Origin of the sequence: Cupriavidus sp. 30B13, from assembly GCF_049059565.2 — a bacterium.
Classification (GTDB): domain Bacteria; phylum Pseudomonadota; class Gammaproteobacteria; order Burkholderiales; family Burkholderiaceae; genus Cupriavidus.
Window position 1 is genome coordinate 931,441 of the sequence record NZ_CP188224.1, and the last position, 19,732, is coordinate 951,172.

Genomic DNA, 19,732 nt, shown 5'->3' on the forward strand with positions numbered 1-19,732 from the left:
ACCCGGCCTCAGGTTTCGGCCCTGGCAGGTCGCAGCGGAAAGATCCACTTCGCCGCCGCGGCGCCGAGCGCGCCGCCCAGAATGGTTTCCCACGTGCGCGAGGCCAGCAACGCCACCGAATGCTCGCCCGTGGCCGCCAGCGTCACCACCAGCGTGAACGCGAACGCCGCGCAGGCAATGTCATAGCGCTCGGGTAGCGCCATCGCGTAGACGATCATCGCCAGCGACGCTGCGGCCCACACCAGCAGCGGGTAGTCCCCCGCGACCGGCAGGAACATCAGGCCCAGCGGCACGCCTGCCAGCGTGCCCGCGATGCGCCGGCGCACGCGGTCGATCGTGCCCGCGGCGGAACCGGCGACGACGTACACGCAGGCCGTGATCGCCCACGCGGATTCCGTGAGGTGACAGGCGCTGTTCAGCAGCAAGACGACAAGGGCCGCGCTGGCCGCCTGCAGTCCCATCGCGAATTCCGGCGACGGCCGCAGCCATGCGGCCGGCCCGTCGACCAGCGCCTCGATGCGCTGCGGCACGGCCGCCGGGCGCTCCGCGGGCCCGCTCAGCAAGCGCGGCACGATGCAGGCCACGGCGGCCACCGCGCCGGCGACGGCGATCGCGCCGAGGTCGGCGGGCCCCAGCCCGGCGCCGAATGCGAGCAGCTGCCCGATGTAGAACTGCGAGCCAACGCCGGTGCCAAGCACGCCGTACTTGCGGCAAAAGCCCGCCAGGAACGCGCCGCTGAGGAGGATCCACTCCGGGCCGGCCCGGCCAAAGCCGCTCATCGCTGGCGCGAGGGCGGCCAGGCTGGCGGCGCCGAGCGCGGCGGCAAGGCACAGTACGGCCAGGTCGCGGCTCGATTCGAAACGCGCCATGCGCGCTTCGGAAACGCTCGCCCAAAGCGCAAAGCCCGCCGCCAGCATGGCGATGGCGCTCCCGCTGGAGAAGCCATGCGCGACCGCCGGCAGCGAGCCGAGCGCAGCGGCGATGCCGTAAGCCGTCACCAGCCGCAGCCCCTTGATGCGGCGGTGCGCGCCAGGGTCGACATGTTCGATCCTGGCAACGAAGCGCGCCAGGTGCCGGTGCGCCAGCCTCGCGGCGGGCCGGCGGTCGCTGGCGTTGCGGTGTTCTCTGCCCATGCTGGCCCCGTTTTCCTGGTTGGCAGGCACCGTGGCGGGCGCCGGGCCGGTATGCCGCCAGACAGCGGCCGTCGCGCGTGCCCCGCGCGGAACGCGGTGTGAAGCACCGTCACGCGGGCCGCATCGCCTGCCGTACCGATGCCGGATATCTTACGCCGGCAGGCGCCCTGGCGTGGCCGAGGTGACCATCTTCATGGTCGACCCGGAACCGAAGTTCGAGGTCATCTGGAAGGTGCCGGGGACCTCCGCGCCGGCATTCAGGCATCGACCGGGCGCGCCGCCATCTGCGCCAGTTCCAGGCGATTGCCGCCCAGCGACTTCGCGCGGTACAACGCCTGGTCCGCGGCGGCAAGCGCGTCGGCCAGCGCCGGCACTTCGCGCTCGAACTGCGCCAGGCCGATGCTGACCGTGGCCGGTATGCCGAGGCCGTCGGGCCGGTTGCGGATCGTCCCGGCAAAACGCTTCGCGACGGCCTCGCCCAGTGCGGCTGCGCGGCGCGCGTCGCCGCCAGCCAGCAGCGCGGCGAACTCTTCTCCGCCGGTGCGGGCGAGAACCGCGTCGGCTCCCATCACGCCGCGGGCGATTTCCGCGAATGCCTTCAGCACCTTGTCGCCCGCCTGGTGGCCGTATCGGTCATTGATGGCCTTGAAGTGATCGAGGTCGAACGCGAGCACGGAAACCGGCCCCTGCCCGCCGCCCTCGCCGAGGATGCGCGCGCCCTGCTCGAAGAACCACCGGCGGTTGCCCAGGCGGGTCAGGTAGTCCGTCCGGGACTCCCGCAAGAGCTGGACGTGGGTCTCGTCGCGAACGAGCTTGAGCAGGGCCATCGGCAGGATGACCGAATACAGGACCCCTTCGTAGATCGTGATCTTGCTGGCTGTCAACTGCGTCGCCGGGCCGTATGCCGCCACCAGCCACGGCAGGACGCAGGCCCTGGCGGCATACAGCAGCGCATGGATGCCCGTCACCGCCACCACGATGTGCCGCGAATGCAGCGCTTTCATCGCGTCGCATCGCCACATCTCCCAGGCCGTCATGGCGCTTGCGACAGCGATCGGGAACGCGCTGACGTAGTACCACACGGCGTCCTGCCAACGGGAACCCCAGACCACCCACACCAGCGCCATCCCGGCCAGCAGGCCCGCCGGGCCGGCGAGGCGCCGGCGGCCGCTTAGCGAGGCGACGCCGCCGAGGATCAGGAAATAGCCGCTGAGAAGGATGAGATTGCTCAGTGCGGAGCCGGTCGCGCCGGGCAGTTCGCGCCGCAGCAGCACCGCCGCGCAGCCGGCGGCGAGTGTCGCGAAGCCGGCCGCCAGGATCCGCAGTGCCTTGTCGCGCCTGGGGTTGGCCCGCCGCTCCCAGAACGTCATTGCGGCGCTGGCGAGGAGTGTTCCGATCGCAAGGAAATAGAGAGTGAGGAGGTCGACGTGCATCCCAGATGTAGAGACATGGCGCCGGGGGCATCGCGGCGGCAGTCGAATTCTACGTGGGAAACCCGGCAGCGGGCCGGGTGCGCATTGCTTGAGCTCGTCAGGCTCCGGCGCCCCGCGCGGATTCCACCGGCTCCCGCCGGCGGGATGGCGCCGCCGCGCCGAGCGATGCGGGTGGCGCGCCGCTGGGAAAACCGGAACGGCTCAGCGCGCGCGGCCGGCGCGATGCGCGATGGCCTTGACCACGGAGACCATGTCGTCTTCGCCCAGGCCCATGGCCTCGGTCTCGCCATAGAGCGCGAGGCAGGCGTCCATGAGCGGAGAGGCGACGCCGGCGGCGCGGGCCGCTTCGACCACGAGGCGGCTGTTCTTTAGCACGTCCGAGATGCCGGCCTGCCGCGTGAAGTCGCCGGAGCGCAGCTTGGCGCCCTTGATGCGGGACACGTCGCTCGCCATCGGGCCGGCGTCGAGGATGGCAATGAAGCGGGACATGTCGAGCGCGTGGCGTTCGGCAAAGTTCGCCGCCTCGGCCAGCCCGGTCACCATCGTAATCAGGAAGACGTTTACCGCCAGTTTCATCTGCAACGCGCCCGGTACCGGGCCGCAGTCGAAGCTGTCGCGGCACATCGGCGCCAGCAGCGGGCGCACGCGGTCGATGTCCTCGGCCGCGCCCGCCAGCATGGCCACCAGCTGGCCGGCCTCGGCGGGCTTGCGGGAGCCGGACACCGGCGCCTCGACGTAACTGCCGCCGGCGGCGCGCAATTCGCCGGCGAGCTGGCGCGAATAGGCGGGCGGAACGGTGGCCATGCTGACGACGGTATGTCCCCGCACGCGCGACGCGAAGTCCGCCGTGCCGCGCGCCAGCACGGCATCCATGGCGTCGCCGTCCGCCAGCATCAGCACGACGGTGGCGCACTGTGCAAATACCTCGGCCGGTGCCGCCGCGATGCTGGCGCCCGCGCCGGCAAGTGGGGCGCACTTGTCGACATTGCGGTTCCACACCACCAGCGGGATGCCAGCCTTGCGCAGGTTGAGCGCCATGGGCGTTCCCATGGTGCCGAGACCGATGAAACCGACGGGGGCGATAGCAGTCACAAGGCGACTCCGGCCGAACATTGCTGAGATGACGTGAACTATAGGGACCCGCAAGGCTTATGTATATCGAATAATATGAAAGCGTGACTTCCTTATTTCGAATAGATCCATGAGCACGCGATTCGATATCGATGCGCTGCGGACGATGGTGGCCGGGGTGGACGCCGGCAGCTTCGCGCGCGCGGCCGTGCAGCTGAGCCGCTCGCAGTCGGCGGTCAGCATGCAGTTGAAACGCCTCGAGGAACAGGCCGGCCAGGCGCTGTTCGAGCGCAAGGGGCGCGGCCTCGCGCTGACCGAGGCGGGCGATGCGCTGCTGGCCTATGCGCGCCGCATCGTCGCCCTGCACGATGAAGCGGCGGCAGCGCTCGGCGCCGCGGCGCAGGGGCCCGCCATCCGGGTGGGCCTGCCGCAGGATTTCTATGAGGATGTCATCCCGGAGGCCATGACGCGCTTTGCGCGCCTGCGCCCGGACGTTCACGTCGAGGTCAGGGCCGGCCGCAACTACGCGCTGGAGGACGAGGTGCACAGCGGCAAGCTGGACATGGCGCTCGCGTTCGCGCAGCCGGGCCGCAGCCGGACGGGCACGCTGCTGGCCACCATGCCGATGTTCTGGTATGCGGGCACGCGCCTGGCGGCCGTGCCGCCGCGCGCCGATGCGTTGCCGCTGGTGCTGTTCGATCATCCCTGCCTGTTCCGGCAGAGCGCGCTGCAGGTGCTGGAAAGCAGCGGCCGGCCGTGGCGGCTGGCGCTGACCACGCCGAGCCTGGCCGGCGTCTGGGCGGCGCTGAAATTCGGGCATGGCGTGACCGTGCGCACGGCGCACGGTGTGCCGCGCGGCGTGCGCAGGCTCACCGGTGCCGGCCTGCCGCGGCTGCCCGCGCTCGACCTGCGCGTGTTCGCGCGCAGCAACCCGCCGCCCGCCGCGCAGGCGTTTCAGGAGATCGTCGAGGCGGTCGCGCGCGCGCGCATCTCAGGCGCTTCCTGACGCGGCTTCTCGGCGCAGCCCGCTCGCAAAGCCTTCGCGCCGGGCGATCGCGGGGTTCCACGAGCGCCTGCGCATTCAGCGGCTTTTCCTGGCCGATTGCGATGCCAGCGTGTCCGCGAGCACCGCTTCGATCGTCGTGGTGGCAAGCGTCTTTCGAACGCTATCGTCGATCGATGCATAGACGTGGCCCAGCGTCGAGCCGATGCCTCTCCCGATGGGGCACGCCTGGCTGGGCTTCGAAGGGTGCAGCGCGAAGTGCTCGCCCTCGTCGAGGGCATCGAAGACGTCGAGCAGCGTGATGGCGTCCGCGCTCCTGGCCAGGCGCCATCCCGCATTGGCGCCGCGGTAGCTCTCGACCAGGCCGGCTTTCGCCAGCAGCCCGAGCGTGCGGCGGATGACCACCGGATTGGTGTTGACGCTGGCGGCGATCCGGTCGGAAGTGACCGGCTCGGGATGGTTCCGCGCAACGAGCGCCATCCACGCGAGGATGTGGGTCGCCACGGTCAGGCGGCTGTTGGCGCTCATGTGTTGGCGCTCATGGCAGGTGTGTATTAGTCGGTTTGGTTGTAACCATATTCGTTACGGTAGGGGTTGTCAATCCGGCGGGCGTGATCGATGCGGCTTGCCGGGACCGGCCGTCATGACGAAAGACTTGTGCCGATGGCCGCGATGGTTTATGTTGTAACCGTTGTTGTTACATCAGATGCGATGCGACGGTCCACCTGCACCTGTTCCATCGCCGACGGATACGGCACCACCATCCCTGTCCACCTTCCATATCGAAACGAGAAGCCCGCAGATGTCCACACTCTTCGACCCTGTCCAGATTGGCGCGCTGAAGCTGCCGAACCGCATCATCATGGCGCCGCTCACGCGCATGCGCGCGTTCGCCGAGCGCAGCCCAGGCCCGCTCAACGCGCGCCACTACGCGCTGCGCGCGAGCGCCGGACTCGTCATTACCGAAGCCACCTCGGTCACCGCCCAGGGCGTCGGCTATCCCAACACGCCGGGGATCTGGACCGAGAAGCAGATTGCCGGCTGGCAGGAGGTGACCGCGGCAATACACGCCGCGGGTGGCCTGGTCGTCTCCCAGTTGTGGCACGTCGGGCGCGTGTCCGATCCCGTCTACCATGACGGCCAGCCACCGGTCGCCCCGAGCGCCATTGCGCCGGAAGGCCACGTCAACCGGGTGCGGCCGCAGCGTCCGTACACCGTGCCGCGCGCGCTGGAGACCGAGGAAATCCCCGGCATCGTCGAGGATTTCCGGGTCGGCGCCGCCAACGCGAAACGCGCCGGGTTCGATGGCGTGGAACTGCACGCGGCAAACGGCTACCTGTTCGACCAATTCCTGCACGACGGCTCCAACCAGCGGACCGACCGCTACGGCGGCTCGATCGAGAACCGCGCACGCTTCCTGCTGGAAGCGGTCGATGCCTTGCTCACGGTCTGGCCGGCCGACCGCGTCGGCGTGCACCTGAACCTGATGTCGAGTTCGTATTCGATGCGCGACTCGAATCCGCGCGCGCTGTTCACCTATGTCGCCGAGCAGCTCAACGCACGCAACATCGCCTTCATCTTCGCGCGCGAGTCGCTCGACCGCGGCGACGATCGCATCGGCCGTGACGTGCGGCGCATCTTCAAGGGGGCCTACATCCTCAACGAAGGGCTGACCAGGGAGAGCGCGGAAGCCGCCATCGAGCGCGGCGAGGCGGACGCGGCGGCATTCGGGCGTCCGTTCATCGCCAACCCCGACCTGGTGGAACGCTTCCGGCGCGGCGCGCCGCTCAACGCGATCAACGCGGAAACGATCTACACGGACGACGAAACCGGCTACAACGACTATCCGTTGCTCGACGAGGCGGTCTGAGGCCGGTATCTCATTTTCGGCTCATTCTCGGTGAATAGAGTGGAACCATCCAAACACCGAACTCCCGAGGAGAACCGACATGAACCATCCGACCCATACCGCCGCCCATGCCAAGCGCCATAGCCTGTTCCGCGCCGCCGCTTGCGTGCTGGCACTCGCGGCCACCACCACGCTGGTCACCGGCTGCGCCAACCTCGATACGCAAGGCGACATGTATTCGATGGCCGAAACGCACCGGGCCGACACGGTGGCGAGGGCCACGGTGGAACACGTGCGGCCGGTCACCATCGACGCCAGCACCCGCACCTCCAGCCTGATCGGCGAACTTGGCGGCGGCCTGCTCGGCGCCGTCGCCGGCAGCGCCATCGGCCATGGCCACGGCTCGCTGCTGGCAGGCGTCGCGGGCGGCCTGGCCGGCGGGTTCGCCGGGCACGAGCTCGAAGGCCACGCCAATCGCATTGCCGGCCTCGAGATCACCGTGCGCATGCCCGACGGCCGCTTCCAGACCGTGACGCAGCCGGCATCGGAAGGCAACTTCTACCATGGCCAGCCGGTGCAGCTGCAGACCGCGCCCGACGGGACGACGCGCGTGGCGTCGTGAGGCGGTGCAGCCTGCGGCCGGCCGGGCAGTCAAGCCGTGGGCATGCGTGCGTGATGCGGCAGCCGCGATAGCGGCCACCGCATCACGCGCTTCCCGGGCGGATTGTCTTCACGAGCCGCCGAACCAGTTATAGCCCTGGTCCACCCAATACCCGCCCGGATAGGTGTTGGTCACGAACAACTCCATGATGTGCTTGGGGTTCTTGTAGCCGAGCTTGGTCGGCATCCGCAGTTTCATCGGATAGCCATACTTGGGCGGAAGGCGCTCGCCGTCGTAGGTGAAGGTCAACAAGGTCTGCGGATGCAGCGCCGTGGCCATGTCGATGCTCTCGTAATAGTCGTCCGCGCATTTGAACCCCACGTATTTCGCCGTGGTATCCGCGCCGATGCGCCGGAGAAAGCCCGCGAACGGCGTGCCGCCCCAGCGCCCGATGGCGCTCCAGCCCTCCACGCAGATATGCCGGGTAATCTGCTCGGCCTTCGGCAGCGCGTAGAGTGCGTCCAGCGTCCAGCCGCGCTTGTCCTGCACCAGGCCGCTCACCTTGAGACGGAAGTCGTCGCCGTTCACAACGGGGGCTTCGTCGATGCCGTAGAACGCATTGAATGGAAACGGGCGCGTGATCTGCGCTTCGGCGTAGGTCGGCGCGAGCCGGTTCGGGTCGAACAGCCACGCCTGCACCTTGTCGTTCATGCGCGAGACGCGGGTCAGGAACGTCTCGACAGATGCATCGTCGCTCAGGCTGCAGCCGGTGAGCATGGCGAGGCCGCCGAGAGTGAGGATGCGCTTGCCGAACAGCCGGCGCGACGGCTGGTCGAGTTGGCGGCGCACGTCGATGATCAGCGACGCGCGGTCGATGGCCATGCGCCCTGGAGGTTTCGTATTCACGGTTCAGGTCCTGTGTCTTGGGCGGCAACGCGGTGTCAGCGTCCGCGAATCATTGTCAGCAGGCTGCGCGGCACCAGCGCCACCATCACCAGATGCACGACGACGAAGGCTGCCAGCAGCGACATGGCGCAGAAATGGACCACGCGCGCGAAGTCATAGCCGCCCATCAGCTCGCGCAGCAGCGGAAACTGCACCGGCTTCCAGATCGCGATACCCGACAGCACCAGCACGAGCAGCACGACCATCGCGAACAGGTAGGCCAGCTTTTGCACCGCGTTGTACCGGCTGGGGTCGGCGTGGGAGAGATGGCCCTTCAGCGCGGCGGCCAGATCGCGCAGCACGGCGCGCGGCGCCACCGGAAAGAATTTCGTGGCGAGCCGTCCGGTGACGACGTTCATGGCCAGATAGAACAGCCCGTTGAAGAACAGCAGCCACATGGCCGCGAAGTGCCATTGCAGCGCGCCGCCCAGCCAGCCGCCCAGGGTGATGCCGTCCGGAAAGCGAAAGCCCGGGAAAACCGGCGAAGCGTTGTAGATGCGCCAGCCCGACAGCATCATGACCACGGCGGCCAGCGCGTTGAGCCAGTGCGAAATGCGCACCCAGCCGGGCTGGACCACGCGCGGGGCGGGGGGCGATGCGATCGCGTGATGAGCGGTTTCCATCTCGGTCTCCAGAATCGGGTGCCGCGCGAGAGACATGCCCCTGCGGCACCCGGTCCAGCTTACTCGTGCAGCCTCATTTGCCCGCGCCGCCGGACATGGCGTCGCCGTCCTTGCCCATCTTGTCGTGCGGCTTCGACTTGCCCATCTTGTCCTTATGCATGCCGTCCTTCGACATCGCGTCCTTGGCCATGCCATCCTTCGACACGGCATCCCTGGACATCGCGTCCTTCGGCATGCTTTCCTTGGCCATCGAATCCTTCGCCATCGATCCGCCGGTCTGGGCGAATGCCGGAGCACCCGCCAGCAGGAAGGCGGCGGAAAACACGGCGATTGCGGTCTTGTTCATTCGTAACTCCTCATTGTGGTGACGTCGGCCAGGAATTCCCAGGCCTCCGGAAAACATCGCGCCAGCCTCAGGGCGGCTGGCGCCAGATTCACACACGGTTGTGTGCGCCTGATGGGGAATTCGCCGCCACGGCGCGCGCGGTTACAGCAAGCGGATATTTTTTGCGGACCTGCCGCAATGACCGGCCGGGCCGGGTTTTCTCCCCGCTCGGAAGCCGACCTTGCACGAAGAAGCGCCTCGCACCACACACCGCCGCAGGCGCGGCGTAGAATCCGTGCAAATTGACCGGCCCGGTGTAACCAACGCGATCGATGGACCGAACTACAGACCAGGGAGTACTGCGAAGGCGCGAGGCAGACCTGCGGGCTCTCTTCGCGAACGGTCTGGCGGGAGACCGGGCAGCGTACGCACGATTCCTGACCGACCTGGCCGCGCTGCTGCGCGGCTATCTCCGCAACCGGCTGCGGGGGCGCCCTGAAGATGTCGAGGATCTGACACAGGAGGTCCTGCTTGCAGTGCACAATGCACGGCACACCTACCTGCCGGGCCAGCCGCTGACGGCATGGGTGCACGCCATCGCGCGCTACAAGCTCGCGGACCATTTGCGCGCGCATTCGCGTCACGACGCGCTGAACGATCCGCTGGACGACACGCACGACCTGCTGGCAGCCCCCGACCTGGAGCCGGCGCAGGCCCGGCGGGACTTGAACGTGCTGCTCGACGAACTGCCCGACAAGCAACGCTTGCCGATCGTGCATGTCAAGCTGGAAGGGCTCTCGGTCAGCGAAGCCGCGCGCATGACGGGATTGTCGGAATCGGCGGTGAAGGTGGGGGTGCATCGCGGGCTGAAGGCGCTCGCGGCGAAGATTCGAGGAACGCGATGAAAACGGACGACCTGATTTCCATGCTTGCCACCGGCGTCGCGCCGGTGGAGCGGCACCCGCTCGCGCGCCGCTTCGGCATTGCGGTTGCCGCCGGAGCGGTGGTGGCGGTCGCCCTGGTCGCCGCGGCGCTCCACATTCGCGCCGACCTCGCCGAGGTCGCGGCCACGCCGCTGTTCTGGGCGAAGGTGGCATTGCCGCTATCGCTGCTGCTGGGCGCGCTGTGGATGGCCACGCGGCTGGCGCGGCCCGGCGTGGCGCCGGGTTTCAGCTGGCTTGGCATCGGGGTGCCATTCGCGTCGATCTGGCTGGCCGCGCTGTATGTGGTTGCGCAGACGCCGGAGAGCGAACGGGCGGCGGCGGTATTGGGGCAGACCTGGCGGGTCTGCCCGTTCAATATCGTCATGTTGTCCGTGCCGGTGTTCATCGCCGTGTTGTTGGCGCTGCGCGGCCTGGCCCCGACACGGCTGGCGTTGACCGGCGCCGTGGGCGGCCTGCTGTCCGGCGCGGTGGCCACGCTGGCCTACTGCTTGCACTGTCCCGAGATGGGCGTCGCGTTCTGGGGCGTCTGGTATGTGCTCGGCATGCTGTTGCCCACCGCGGCCGGTGCCGTGCTCGGGCCGCGGCTGCTGCGCTGGTAAGCCGGCGATGCCGTCTCGAAGAGTCTCTTTCTTTGCTGGCTTGTGTATTTCAGATTCGCATCACGCCCAACCACATGTTGGAAAGTCACGAGTTCAAGGAAATCCGGTTCGCATGCCGGAGAACGAGAGCTGACTAGCTCAAGCCGGTTCGTACCTGCCGCGAATCGGCACCCATCCAGGCGCAGCCATGAAACGCTGCTTGCGGCGCGGATTTTCCGAAAGGCGGCGTCGGGGCGGGAACGTGCGTTGCCGAGCAGAAGAGTGCTGGCTGGATGACAGGTCAAAGGCCCGGCGCAGCCATCGCCTCTGATCGCGCAGACATAATCGTAACCGTCCACCACGCTCAGTCTTTGCCAGGATGCAGGGCAATCGCCTCGATCTCCGCCAGCAGGCCATAGTGCAACGCGGGCACCGGCACCACGGCACGCGCCGGACGCGCGTCCCCAAGCACATGGCGATAAACCTTGTCGAAATCGCCCCAATGCTCGACGCCGGCCAGATAGACGGTCACCTTCATCACGTCGTGCCAGCCGCAGCCTGCGGCCGCGAGCGCGGCTTGCGTATTGCGCAGCGCCAGCTCGGCCTGCCCGCGTAGCGGCAGGTCGGCGCGCGGCTCGCCTTGTGCGTCCAGCGGCAGTTGGCCCGAGACGAAGACCAGGCCCCTGGCCATTGTGACGTGCGAGTAGTGCCCGCGCGGCCTGGCAAGCGCCGGCACGTCGGGGTGGACGATGCCGTTGCCGGTCCCGGTCGTCGGCGCATTCGCGGTAGCGCCGGTTTTTGCCGCATTGTCTTTCGTCATCGTTCTCACCATCCCCCGAAACGGGTCCATTGTGCTTCCAGTGCGGTGCCGCCCGCGACTACCGCGTAGGCTCCGTGCTGGGCCGCGGTCGCACACGCATGGTTCGGCAGCACGCGCAAGAGCGTGCCGATCGGGAGCATCGGCGTGGCGGCCGGATCCGCACGGTGGCGGACGATACCGTGCTCCTGGTTGGCGTCGATCATCACCAGGTCGGACAGCGGCTTGCCGTCGATATCGCAAACCAGTCCATAGCCCTGGTCGACCGGCTGCTTCGCCGTGCCCCGGTCGCGCGACATCGCCATCCAGCCGGCATCCGTGATCAGCCAGCCTTTCTCACGCTGGTGCCCGATGACCGTGCACAGCACGGAGAGCGCAATGTCATCGGTGTCGCAGACCCCGATCCCCCGCATCACCAGATCAAAGAACACGAACACGCCTGCGCGTACCTCCGTCACGCCCGCGAGCGAGCGCGCGAAATGGGCGGTCGGCGTGCTGCCGACGCTCACCACCGGCGCGCGATGGCCGGCCGCGCGCAAACGTTCCGCCGCCCGTACCGCGCCGGCGCGCTCCTGCTCTGCCAGGGCTTCGATTGCCTCGGCCGAGCGGCAGTTGTACGAGTCGCCCGCGTGGGTGAGCACACCCGCGAGCCGGGCGCCTGTTATCTCCTCGTCGCCCAGCGCGGCGGCGATATCGAGCAACGACGGGTCCTCCGGCTTGACGCCCGAGCGGTGACCGTCGGTATCGATCTCGATCAGCACCGGCACGCTGAGCGCGCGCTCGCGGCACCAGACCGCGAGCGCGCGGGCCGCCTCGACGTTGTCGAGCAGCAGCGTCAGCCTTGCGCCGCGCCGCATCAGGTCTTCGACATGCGGCAGCTTGGACGGCACGATGCCCACCGCGTACAGGATGTCGTTCCAGCCGTGGTCAAGAAAGTAGCCGGCCTCCTTCAGCGTGGACACGGTGACCGGTGTACCGGGCGCACCGATGCGTGACGTGACCTCGGCCGACTTGTTGGTCTTGACGTGCGGCCGCAGCGTGACGCCGAATGGCGCAAGGCGGCCGCACAGCCGCGCAATATTGCGCTCCATCTTGATTCGGTCCAGCACGAGGACCGGCGTTTCCAGTTCATGCAAAGTCATGGGAATCCTTGGCCGGCGCCGCGACGAGGTCCAGCACGGGCTGGAGGTCCGGGCCCTGCAGCAACGGTGCCGGAGCGCCGTCGGGCAAAGACAGCCCCACGCGGTTGTGCCAGTAGGTGTCGAGCCCTGCCGCCGAGGTTCCGAACAGGTCGAAGCCGGAGCCGGCGACGAATAGCGTATTGGCAGCCTGCGCGCCGAGTTCGCGCAGCGCTTGCCGGTAGGGGCGCGCATCCGGCTTGTAGAAGCCGGCGCGCTCGGAGGTCACGATCACGTCCATGGGCACATTGAGGCGCTCGGCCGCCAGCCGCCCGAGACGCTCCGAACAATTGGTCACGACACCGAGTCCGTGCGATGCCCGCAGGGCGCCCAGGACAGCGGCGGCACCGTCCCACGGCGCAAGCTCCGTCCAACGCTCTTCGAGCGCGCCGGCCAGCGACGGTGGCAGGCCGGTCTCGACCGCGGCCTCGCGCACCAGCGTCTCGTAGGGACGGTAGGCGCCGCACGCGTAGGTGCGCTTCAGATAGGCGGCGCGCCAGGCCCGGCCTGCCGCCTCGCCGCCGGCGACGCGATTCCACAGGGACCAGGAGTCGAGCAAAGCGGTCAGCAGGTCGAACAGGACGAAATCGTATTGGCGGGCTTGCGGTGTCTGCAGCGGCGGTCGGGTTGGCTGTGGCATGGTGGCGGCTTCCTGTTATCGAACCGCCAGTGTAGGTACGCCACGCCCTCAGGTGGTTAATGCTTTAGAATTTCTTAGTTCACCTGATGGTTAAGAATGAAGCTAGACATCGAAGATCTGCGGTTCGTCCTGGCGCTGGACCGCCTGGGCAGCCTGGCCGCTTTGGCCCGGGAGGAAAACGTCACCCCGCCGGCTGTGACCAAGCGCCTGAGCCAACTGGAGGCGCGCCTCGGTCTCCGGCTGGCCCAGCGGACCACACGGCGCCTCCAGCTGACGCACGAAGGACATCTACTGGCGCAGCACGCCATCGGCGTCCTGGAGCAGATGCAGGCGATCGAAGAGGCGCTGCAGCAGCGCAGCCAGGCCGTGGCGGGCAAACTTAAAGTCCACGGGCCGTTTGGCTTCGGACGCCGCTACCTTGGTCCGCTGTTGGCGCAGTTTCACGGCACGCATCCCAATCTCGAGGTGCAGTTGTACCTGTCGGACAACCTGATGCTGCCGCGCCAGCCAGTGCATGGCCGCGATGCCTTCGACGTGCTGGTCAGCATCGGCGCGATCCCGGATTCGCGCTGGATTGCGCATCGCATCGCGCCGAACCGGCGCATCCTGTGCGCGGCGCCCGAATACCTCGCTAAGGCACCGCCGTTGGAGACGCCCGCGGACCTGGAGCGCCATGCCTGCCTGGTTCTCAGGGAGAACGAGGAGGATGTGACGCTGTGGCGCTTTGCGCGGGGCGAAGACGGCGCCAGGGATGGCGAAAACAGCCAAGGCAAGAACCCGCGCCATGCGCGATCGCGGGAACTGACGGTGCGGGTGCGCCCGACGATGGAGAGCAACGATGGCGACGTTGTCCATCACTGGTGCCTGACCGGCAAAGGCATCATGGCGCGGTCGGAATGGGATGTGGCAGATGCACTGGCCTCCGGCCGCCTGGTCGCGCTGCTCCAAGCGTACCGCCTGCCCGATGCCGACGTGATGGCGCTGGTGCCGCAATCGCGCCAGTCGTCGATGCGCACGCGGCTGTTTGTCGAGATGTTGCGCAAGGCGCTGGGGCCGCGGCCGCCGTGGCGTAGAGGGCCGCGGGCGTGATTGGGTGGGGCCGTGATCACTGCGGTGATGATCTCAGTCCACGCGCAATCTTGCACGCTCGCCGGATACCGGCTCCTGATACTTGGCTGCGCAACCCGCCAGTGCAAATGCAAAAGCGAACAGTATTGACACAAGCGTTGTGGTCTTCATGCCAATTGGGTGGCTGGAGCGCCGAGTTGCCAGACGGAACGTACGTTGTCTACCGCCCTGCTGGACAGGCTAGTCGGACCGCTTCGGATACCGCAAGCGTCGATATTAACGGCCCCTCTGTAAATGCTGCCAATGCAGGGCTCCCGGTAAAACTGAAATTTCCGCCAAAGCCATGAAAATTAGCAACGAAAAACTCCTACTCGCTTATCAGTGGGATATGAAATTCATGTCTGAAGATGATATTCCACTTGCAAATCTACTTGCGTCGTTGGAGTATCAGAATCATGTCCCTACTAGAGAGCGGTGGCAATCCGCGCTGGACTTTGTCTATAGACTAATCACATGCGAACTTGCGAGCATTACCTGGGTCGGTGAAATCGAGCGAAGTTTCCCGAAGCTATTTGAATCGCTTGCAAGAACCCCCCCTTTGCAATTAGAGCCGGGATATTGGCTGGAGCTGCAAATCTATGGAACAGATGCGTGTATCGACTTGATCAATCGACATCATGTTGACTGGGATAGCCCCCTAGATTTGTCTTTCAGGCGAGAGCTCGAAGAGATATTCCGCAAGCACGACGTTGGCATCGAAAGATTCTCTCTGGTGCCGATTCAATTTTAGCGATTCGACTCAACCAAGGATAGTAGCGTGCTGGCCGAACCAATGAAACGGTATGTACGGAATACGTTGTAGCTGTTTATCCAATCGCTCAAGGATCTTGAGCGGCGGTCAAGCGGTAACAAGTCGGATTTGTGGGTAGCTTGCGGCGGGCGCTGTCGAGATTACCGACAGCGCGGGCCAGCAGGCGAAGACGGGCAAGAGCGCCGAGGAGACCGTTGCCAGTCTGAATCGCGACACGGCCAACGCCAACCAGAGCATCGACAAGATCTTTGATGCGCAGAAGGTGAAGGATCAGCGGGAGCTGAACCAGTTGCAGAGCCAGGTGGCACAGCAACTGGCGCCGATGGTGTATGACCAGGTCGGCATGTTGACGCGGGATCAACCGCCGGAAGTGAAGGTGGCGGTCCATACCGTCATCGGCGGCCTGCTGGCGCAAGCGATGGGTGGTAGCTTCGCGGCGGGAGCCGCTGGCGACGCGGTGGCCACTGCGGCAGCCGAACTGGTGGGCCAGCAGATCCTGAATAACCCGGACTTGCAGACACTGTCCGAGCAGGACCGCAAGGCGCTGGTGCAGATCGCGGGGACCATCGTGGCGGCGGGGGCTGGCGCTGCGGTGGGCGGTACGACACAGGATGCGGCGGCGGCGGGGGCAGCGGGGGGCTGGGGACGCAGTATAACTTTGCGGGCGTTGGGCATGGCCCTACCGCTCCTCCACCTACTCCGGCACAGCCACAGAAGCCGGGTTCGGTGCCCGGCAAGCCGAAGTATGATGGGGACGGGAGTGTGCTGACTGGGACGCCGGATCAGTCGGAACAGAATACGCTCGGGCCGATGTTCCAGCCAGTTGTGGATGCGGTGGACAAGTTCGTGGATGCGAGCAGTACGATGGCGGCCGTTGCAGGCAAGATTCTGCCGAATCCATTTAACTTGGTGCCGGGGCTGGGAGCAATAGTAAGCAGTGGAAATGGAAGTGCTGGCGGCGGCGCTGCGTCGGAGCCGCCCGTAATTGGCGCCACTCCCGGCGATCCAACCCGGGGGCGAACGACCCAATGGGAAAAACAAGGTTCTTTTGACACGGCTAACAAGGATTTTGATGCCCTAAATCCTTCCAATGTCAAAACGTACCCAGGCGATATACGTGTCGGTGAACTTCCGGATGGGCGTGCAGTAATCGTGAGGCCGACAAGCGACTCCGGTGCCCCGACGTTAGAGTTCCAGCAAGATAAGAGCCGCACAAAGGTAAGGTACGGATCATGAGAATTTTTATCCCTGTTATGCAAAATGTCTTTCAAGGGCGCTGCTTTGATTGCAAGCAGATTACCGACGACGGGTTTACTGTAAGCATTGAACTTGAAGGTAGCGATGCAAAATTGACACTTGTTTTTGATGGTGCCTTAGTTGTGCGCCGCATGGATGAGGGAGATATGCTGCGGACCCTGCCGGAGATTGGCAGTACGGGCGGTGCAGGAAAGATGCTCTACATGGTAGAAAATTCTCCTTTTTTGAATTGGTTTGTTGAAGAAAGTTGCCACACACGCTCGGCCATTACGATCAAGCACTTCTTGGTTGCGGGCATCAATACAGCGGTGGATGTGATTTCTTTCGATGAGCCAAAGATTATTAAATGAATATGAATTTTGATAATAAAAAATCGTCATTGCTGTTGATGTTTTCGACAGAAACTGAAAATCAATGGAATCACTCAATCTCGATGGGACGATAAATGAGGCCAAAACAACATCAGGTCAAGGGAGGGTGATAAAGTGAGGAGAAATTTTGAGATTTTTAAATCACTATTATTAGATTTGGCAGAATCGAAAGGAATAACAGAGGATGATCTGGATGGATATGATGAGGCTAGGGACGAGTTCAATTGGCATATAAACTGGAAACGAAATCTTGACGATTGGTTTGAGATGAAGATGCAGCGCATTTGTGATGCCATTGAGCTTTATGAGGCGGCAACTAAGCAGGGGGACCTGTTGGCTGCACGCGCCGGCTTGCAGGACGTGCGATTAGCCACTCACGATCTGATGAATTTCTTCGATGATATTCGCGAGGATTTGATAAAGATTTCTTCAGATAGTAGATTCGGTTGGCCTGATTTTCCTGATGATTATAAGATTCCGGAGGTCTACAACTATTCAAAAAAATGATTTGAGGTCAATGATGAGAGAGGCGTCCATCAAAGATCGCAGCCTTAAGATTCACGTGCCTCACTTGCGATGGGGTAAGCGATTACGCTTGACTCTTGTGATCGCCAGGCCTCCTGTGGGTTTTGTGGGCGACTTGGTTAGTAGGTGCGATGCCGCACCAGTCCGCATTGCATGCAGTTCCGTAGTATGTATCCGAACATTCAACTAAATATATTCATGAAATAATGAATGCATCTGACTCCTATTCCTCCTTGTGCAACTTGGTAAGGGGAATATTTAGTTCGGCTATTAGCGGGCACGGCCTGCGCCCATACCAATCGTTTTCGTATACCTACGATGAGATAGAAGGAGAATTCTCCAATGGGGAGTTCTCGCTTGTAGAAGCGTGGGAGCCGCGGTGGGCAATTTAGATACCCAAGGCAACTGAGTCGCAACAAGCCAGCTTCGCCTGCGTCACGTTCTAGAGAAGCGTATCCGTTCTGGCTCCTTGTTGATCAAATCCATTTTCCGCTGTTTGAGCGGGTGCAAAGGCATCCGCCGGGTCTTCATTACTCCGATGTCTTTCAAACCGCTGCACATTGCAACTGCTGCATCACTCGCGATGGGTCTTTCGAGTATCCCGTCGCATGTGATGGCTTAGGTTCCACCCAGCCCAGGACAGGCCGCCGCGCTGTCTAATGCCGAACAAGATCAACGCACTCGCCAGCAGCAGGAAGCGCGCGAGCGCGCCGCGCTCGTGCAAAAGCCGACGGTCCGAGCCGAAACGATTGCCCGCGCGGAGTTTCCTGAGTTGCCGACGGAGACGCCGTGCTTCCGCATCAGCCAGTTCTTGCTCGAAGTCCCACGGGACCTGCCCACAGATCTTCAGGCGCGCGGTGCGTCGGCGCTGCCGATGGACCCGTTTGCGTTTGCGCTGCAATGGCTCAATCACTATCAGGGCGAATGTGTCGGCCAGCAGGGCGTGGAGATGCTGGTCAAGGGTCTATCGCAGACGATCCTGTCGAGGGGTTATGTCACCACGCGGGTACTGGTGCCTCAGCAGGATCTATCTTCCGGTGCGCTCAAACTGGCGTTGATTCCGGGCGTGATCGGAGAAATTCGCTTTGCGGAGCCGGATATCTGGGGCACGTGGAAGACCGCGTTCCCGACCTCCCGGGGTGAGCTGCTGAACCTGCGCGATCTTGAGCAGGGGCTCGAGCAGATGAAGCGCGTGGCGAACCAGGACGTCGATATGCAGATCGTGCCCACCTCAGTGCCGGGCCGCAGCGATATCGTGATCGCGGTGAAACGCAACAAGCCCTGGCCTGGACGCTGGTGGCCTCGGTCGATAACTCGGGCTCGCGTTCCACCGGAAAGTGGCAGGGCAACCTCAGCGTCGGTATCGACAACCCCCTGGGCCTGAACGACATGTTCAACGTCGGCTACAACCAGGATCTGATGTTCAGCAACAAGGCGCACGGCACGCGGGGCTGGAATGGTTTCTATTCTGTGCCGTGGGGGTACTGGACGGCCACGCTGTCCGCCTATAGCAGCAATTACTTTCAGCAGATTGCCGGCGTCAATACGACGTTCGTTTCCAGCGGGCAATCAGAGACCGTCGACCTGAAGCTGCATCGCGTGCTGAGCCGGGGCCAGAACGATGTGTTCGGCATGCAGGTGCGCCTGACGCGTCGTTTCGGAAAGAGCTTCATCGAGGATACGGAGATCCCGCAGCAGCACCGGAACAACACGATGCTGGAATTTGGCGTCACGGATCGCCATTACTTCGGCCAGTCGCAGCTCGACGCCACGCTGGCATTCCGCCAGGGCATCGGCGCATTCGGTGCACAATCCGATGCGCTGGCCGCCGACGATGGCCCGACGTGGCGCTTCCGCATGATGGTGCTCGATGCCAACCTGTCCGTGCCGTTCAAGGTGGCCGACCAGCCGTTCCGGTATGTGACCACGCTGCGCGGCCAGTTCACCAACGACCGACTCTATTACATCGATGACTTGACCATCGGCAGTCGCTATACGGTGCGTGGCTTCGATGGCGAAAACCAGCTCGCGGGCGAACGCGGGTTCTACTGGCGCAATGAACTGCAGGCGCCGCTCGGTGGAAGCGGGCAAGCATTGTATGTCGGGTTGGACTACGGAAGGGTGCATGGACCTTCCACGCAGGGCCTGGTTGGCACGCAACTGGCAGGCGCGGTCATCGGCATGCGGGGGGCCATCGGAACGCAGAAACTCGGAGGGGCTTCGTATGACGTGTTCTTGGGTACGCCCGTGTACAAGCCTGCCGCTTTCCATACGGCGGGTGTCACGGCTGGCGTCCAACTGACGTACCAATATTGAGTTGGACAATGGGGACGCATGAGCCAGACGGCAGCGGCTGAACGCGAGAGAGAACGGGCCCGGCTGCTCTTTAAGCAGCCGTCCGGACCTTGAACCTCGACGTGCTTGATATACCGGTAGCCGCGCCCGATCGCCTGCTCGATGGCATCGCCGAGATGTGTTTCGTCGGCGTAGCGCAGCAGACTCGCATATACCGGCAAGGTGTCGGCGAACGCGCCGCCGATCAGGTCCACCACCGGACGGT

General features: G+C 64.7%; 20 protein-coding genes and 1 pseudogene. 11 read left to right on the plus strand and 10 right to left on the minus strand.

Annotation, left to right across the window (positions count from 1 at the left end; genetic code table 11):
• Window positions 1-8: 8 nt before the first annotated feature.
• The 3 genes from ACKI2N_RS23455 to ACKI2N_RS23465 all read right to left on the minus strand — a co-directional run bounded on the left by ACKI2N_RS23455 (window position 9) and on the right by ACKI2N_RS23465 (window position 3,616).
• A complete protein-coding gene (locus ACKI2N_RS23455) occupies window positions 9-1,133 on the minus strand; it encodes an FUSC family protein (RefSeq protein WP_420993196.1) in 1,125 nt (374 codons plus the stop codon).
• Window positions 1,134-1,390: 257 nt separating this feature from the next.
• Window positions 1,391-2,566, minus strand: coding sequence for a diguanylate cyclase (locus ACKI2N_RS23460; protein ID WP_420993146.1), 1,176 nt, complete (start codon window positions 2,564-2,566; stop codon window positions 1,391-1,393).
• 201 nt (window positions 2,567-2,767) lie between these two features.
• Window positions 2,768-3,616 carry an NAD(P)-dependent oxidoreductase gene (locus tag ACKI2N_RS23465; RefSeq protein ID WP_426990959.1) on the minus strand — a complete coding sequence of 283 codons (849 nt, stop codon included), beginning with the start codon at window positions 3,614-3,616 and terminating at the stop codon, window positions 2,768-2,770.
• Window positions 3,617-3,767: 151 nt separating this feature from the next.
• Between ACKI2N_RS23465 and ACKI2N_RS23470 the strand changes: the two genes are divergently transcribed.
• The gene (locus tag ACKI2N_RS23470) at window positions 3,768-4,643 is read left to right on the plus strand and encodes a LysR family transcriptional regulator (protein ID WP_420993148.1); all 876 of its coding nucleotides are present in this window, start codon (window positions 3,768-3,770) and stop codon (window positions 4,641-4,643) included.
• 75 nt (window positions 4,644-4,718) lie between these two features.
• On the opposite strand, the gene ACKI2N_RS23475 is transcribed toward ACKI2N_RS23470, so the two are convergent.
• The gene (locus ACKI2N_RS23475) at window positions 4,719-5,168 is read right to left on the minus strand and encodes an Rrf2 family transcriptional regulator (RefSeq protein ID WP_420993149.1); all 450 of its coding nucleotides are present in this window, start codon (window positions 5,166-5,168) and stop codon (window positions 4,719-4,721) included.
• A 274-nt stretch (window positions 5,169-5,442) separates the two neighbouring features.
• On the opposite strand from ACKI2N_RS23475, the gene ACKI2N_RS23480 reads away from it, so the two are divergent.
• Window positions 5,443-6,510, plus strand: coding sequence for an alkene reductase (locus ACKI2N_RS23480; protein ID WP_420993150.1), 1,068 nt, complete (start codon window positions 5,443-5,445; stop codon window positions 6,508-6,510).
• A 79-nt stretch (window positions 6,511-6,589) separates the two neighbouring features.
• Window positions 6,590-7,111 carry a glycine zipper 2TM domain-containing protein gene (locus ACKI2N_RS23485; protein ID WP_420993151.1) on the plus strand — a complete coding sequence of 174 codons (522 nt, stop codon included), beginning with the start codon at window positions 6,590-6,592 and terminating at the stop codon, window positions 7,109-7,111.
• Window positions 7,112-7,219: 108 nt separating this feature from the next.
• On the opposite strand, the gene ACKI2N_RS23490 is transcribed toward ACKI2N_RS23485, so the two are convergent.
• From ACKI2N_RS23490 to ACKI2N_RS23500, 3 genes are all read right to left on the minus strand, one after another.
• On the minus strand, window positions 7,220-7,972 hold the full coding sequence (locus ACKI2N_RS23490; RefSeq protein WP_420993197.1) for a molybdopterin-dependent oxidoreductase: 753 nt from the start codon (window positions 7,970-7,972) through the stop codon (window positions 7,220-7,222).
• 59 nt (window positions 7,973-8,031) lie between these two features.
• Complete coding sequence (locus tag ACKI2N_RS23495) at window positions 8,032-8,658, minus strand: cytochrome b/b6 domain-containing protein (RefSeq protein WP_420993152.1); 627 nt, start codon at window positions 8,656-8,658, stop codon at window positions 8,032-8,034.
• A gap of 73 nt (window positions 8,659-8,731) precedes the next feature.
• Window positions 8,732-9,004, minus strand: coding sequence for a pentapeptide MXKDX repeat protein (locus tag ACKI2N_RS23500; RefSeq protein ID WP_420993153.1), 273 nt, complete (start codon window positions 9,002-9,004; stop codon window positions 8,732-8,734).
• A gap of 311 nt (window positions 9,005-9,315) precedes the next feature.
• Here ACKI2N_RS23500 and ACKI2N_RS23505 point away from each other — a divergent pair, with 311 nt between their 5' ends.
• Window positions 9,316-9,888, plus strand: coding sequence for a sigma-70 family RNA polymerase sigma factor (locus tag ACKI2N_RS23505; RefSeq protein ID WP_420993154.1), 573 nt, complete (start codon window positions 9,316-9,318; stop codon window positions 9,886-9,888).
• Entirely contained in the window at window positions 9,885-10,526 is a 642-nt protein-coding gene (locus ACKI2N_RS23510; protein WP_420993155.1) for a DUF1109 domain-containing protein, read from the plus strand. Before ACKI2N_RS23505 ends, ACKI2N_RS23510 begins: the two co-directional genes overlap by 4 nt.
• Before the next feature lie 343 nt (window positions 10,527-10,869).
• Here ACKI2N_RS23510 and ACKI2N_RS23515 read toward each other — a convergent pair whose 3' ends face one another.
• The 3 genes from ACKI2N_RS23515 to ACKI2N_RS23525 are packed head-to-tail and all read right to left on the minus strand — an operon-like array spanning window position 10,870 to window position 13,140.
• Window positions 10,870-11,325 (minus strand): RidA family protein, encoded by a 456-nt coding sequence (locus ACKI2N_RS23515; protein WP_420993156.1) that lies wholly within the window; start codon window positions 11,323-11,325, stop codon window positions 10,870-10,872.
• A 5-nt stretch (window positions 11,326-11,330) separates the two neighbouring features.
• Window positions 11,331-12,464 carry an alanine racemase gene (locus tag ACKI2N_RS23520; protein ID WP_420993157.1) on the minus strand — a complete coding sequence of 378 codons (1,134 nt, stop codon included), beginning with the start codon at window positions 12,462-12,464 and terminating at the stop codon, window positions 11,331-11,333.
• The gene (locus ACKI2N_RS23525) at window positions 12,451-13,140 is read right to left on the minus strand and encodes an HAD family hydrolase (RefSeq protein ID WP_420993158.1); all 690 of its coding nucleotides are present in this window, start codon (window positions 13,138-13,140) and stop codon (window positions 12,451-12,453) included. Before ACKI2N_RS23525 ends, ACKI2N_RS23520 begins: the two co-directional genes overlap by 14 nt.
• A gap of 96 nt (window positions 13,141-13,236) precedes the next feature.
• On the opposite strand from ACKI2N_RS23525, the gene ACKI2N_RS23530 reads away from it, so the two are divergent.
• From ACKI2N_RS23530 to ACKI2N_RS23555, 6 genes and pseudogenes are all read left to right on the plus strand, one after another.
• Window positions 13,237-14,229 carry a LysR family transcriptional regulator gene (locus tag ACKI2N_RS23530; protein ID WP_420993159.1) on the plus strand — a complete coding sequence of 331 codons (993 nt, stop codon included), beginning with the start codon at window positions 13,237-13,239 and terminating at the stop codon, window positions 14,227-14,229.
• A gap of 322 nt (window positions 14,230-14,551) precedes the next feature.
• Window positions 14,552-14,998 carry a hypothetical protein gene (locus ACKI2N_RS23535; RefSeq protein ID WP_420993160.1) on the plus strand — a complete coding sequence of 149 codons (447 nt, stop codon included), beginning with the start codon at window positions 14,552-14,554 and terminating at the stop codon, window positions 14,996-14,998.
• A 283-nt stretch (window positions 14,999-15,281) separates the two neighbouring features.
• Window positions 15,282-15,788, plus strand: a complete 507-nt coding sequence (locus ACKI2N_RS23540; RefSeq protein ID WP_420993161.1) for a hypothetical protein — start codon at window positions 15,282-15,284, stop codon at window positions 15,786-15,788.
• Window positions 15,789-16,251: 463 nt separating this feature from the next.
• Complete coding sequence (locus tag ACKI2N_RS23545; RefSeq protein WP_420993162.1) at window positions 16,252-16,626, plus strand: hypothetical protein; 375 nt, start codon at window positions 16,252-16,254, stop codon at window positions 16,624-16,626.
• A 135-nt stretch (window positions 16,627-16,761) separates the two neighbouring features.
• Window positions 16,762-17,154, plus strand: a complete 393-nt coding sequence (locus ACKI2N_RS23550; RefSeq protein ID WP_420993163.1) for a hypothetical protein — start codon at window positions 16,762-16,764, stop codon at window positions 17,152-17,154.
• 667 nt (window positions 17,155-17,821) lie between these two features.
• Window positions 17,822-19,488 (plus strand): annotated as a pseudogene (locus tag ACKI2N_RS23555) (ShlB/FhaC/HecB family hemolysin secretion/activation protein); the annotation flags it as partial.
• Between the last annotated feature and the right edge of the window lie 244 nt (window positions 19,489-19,732).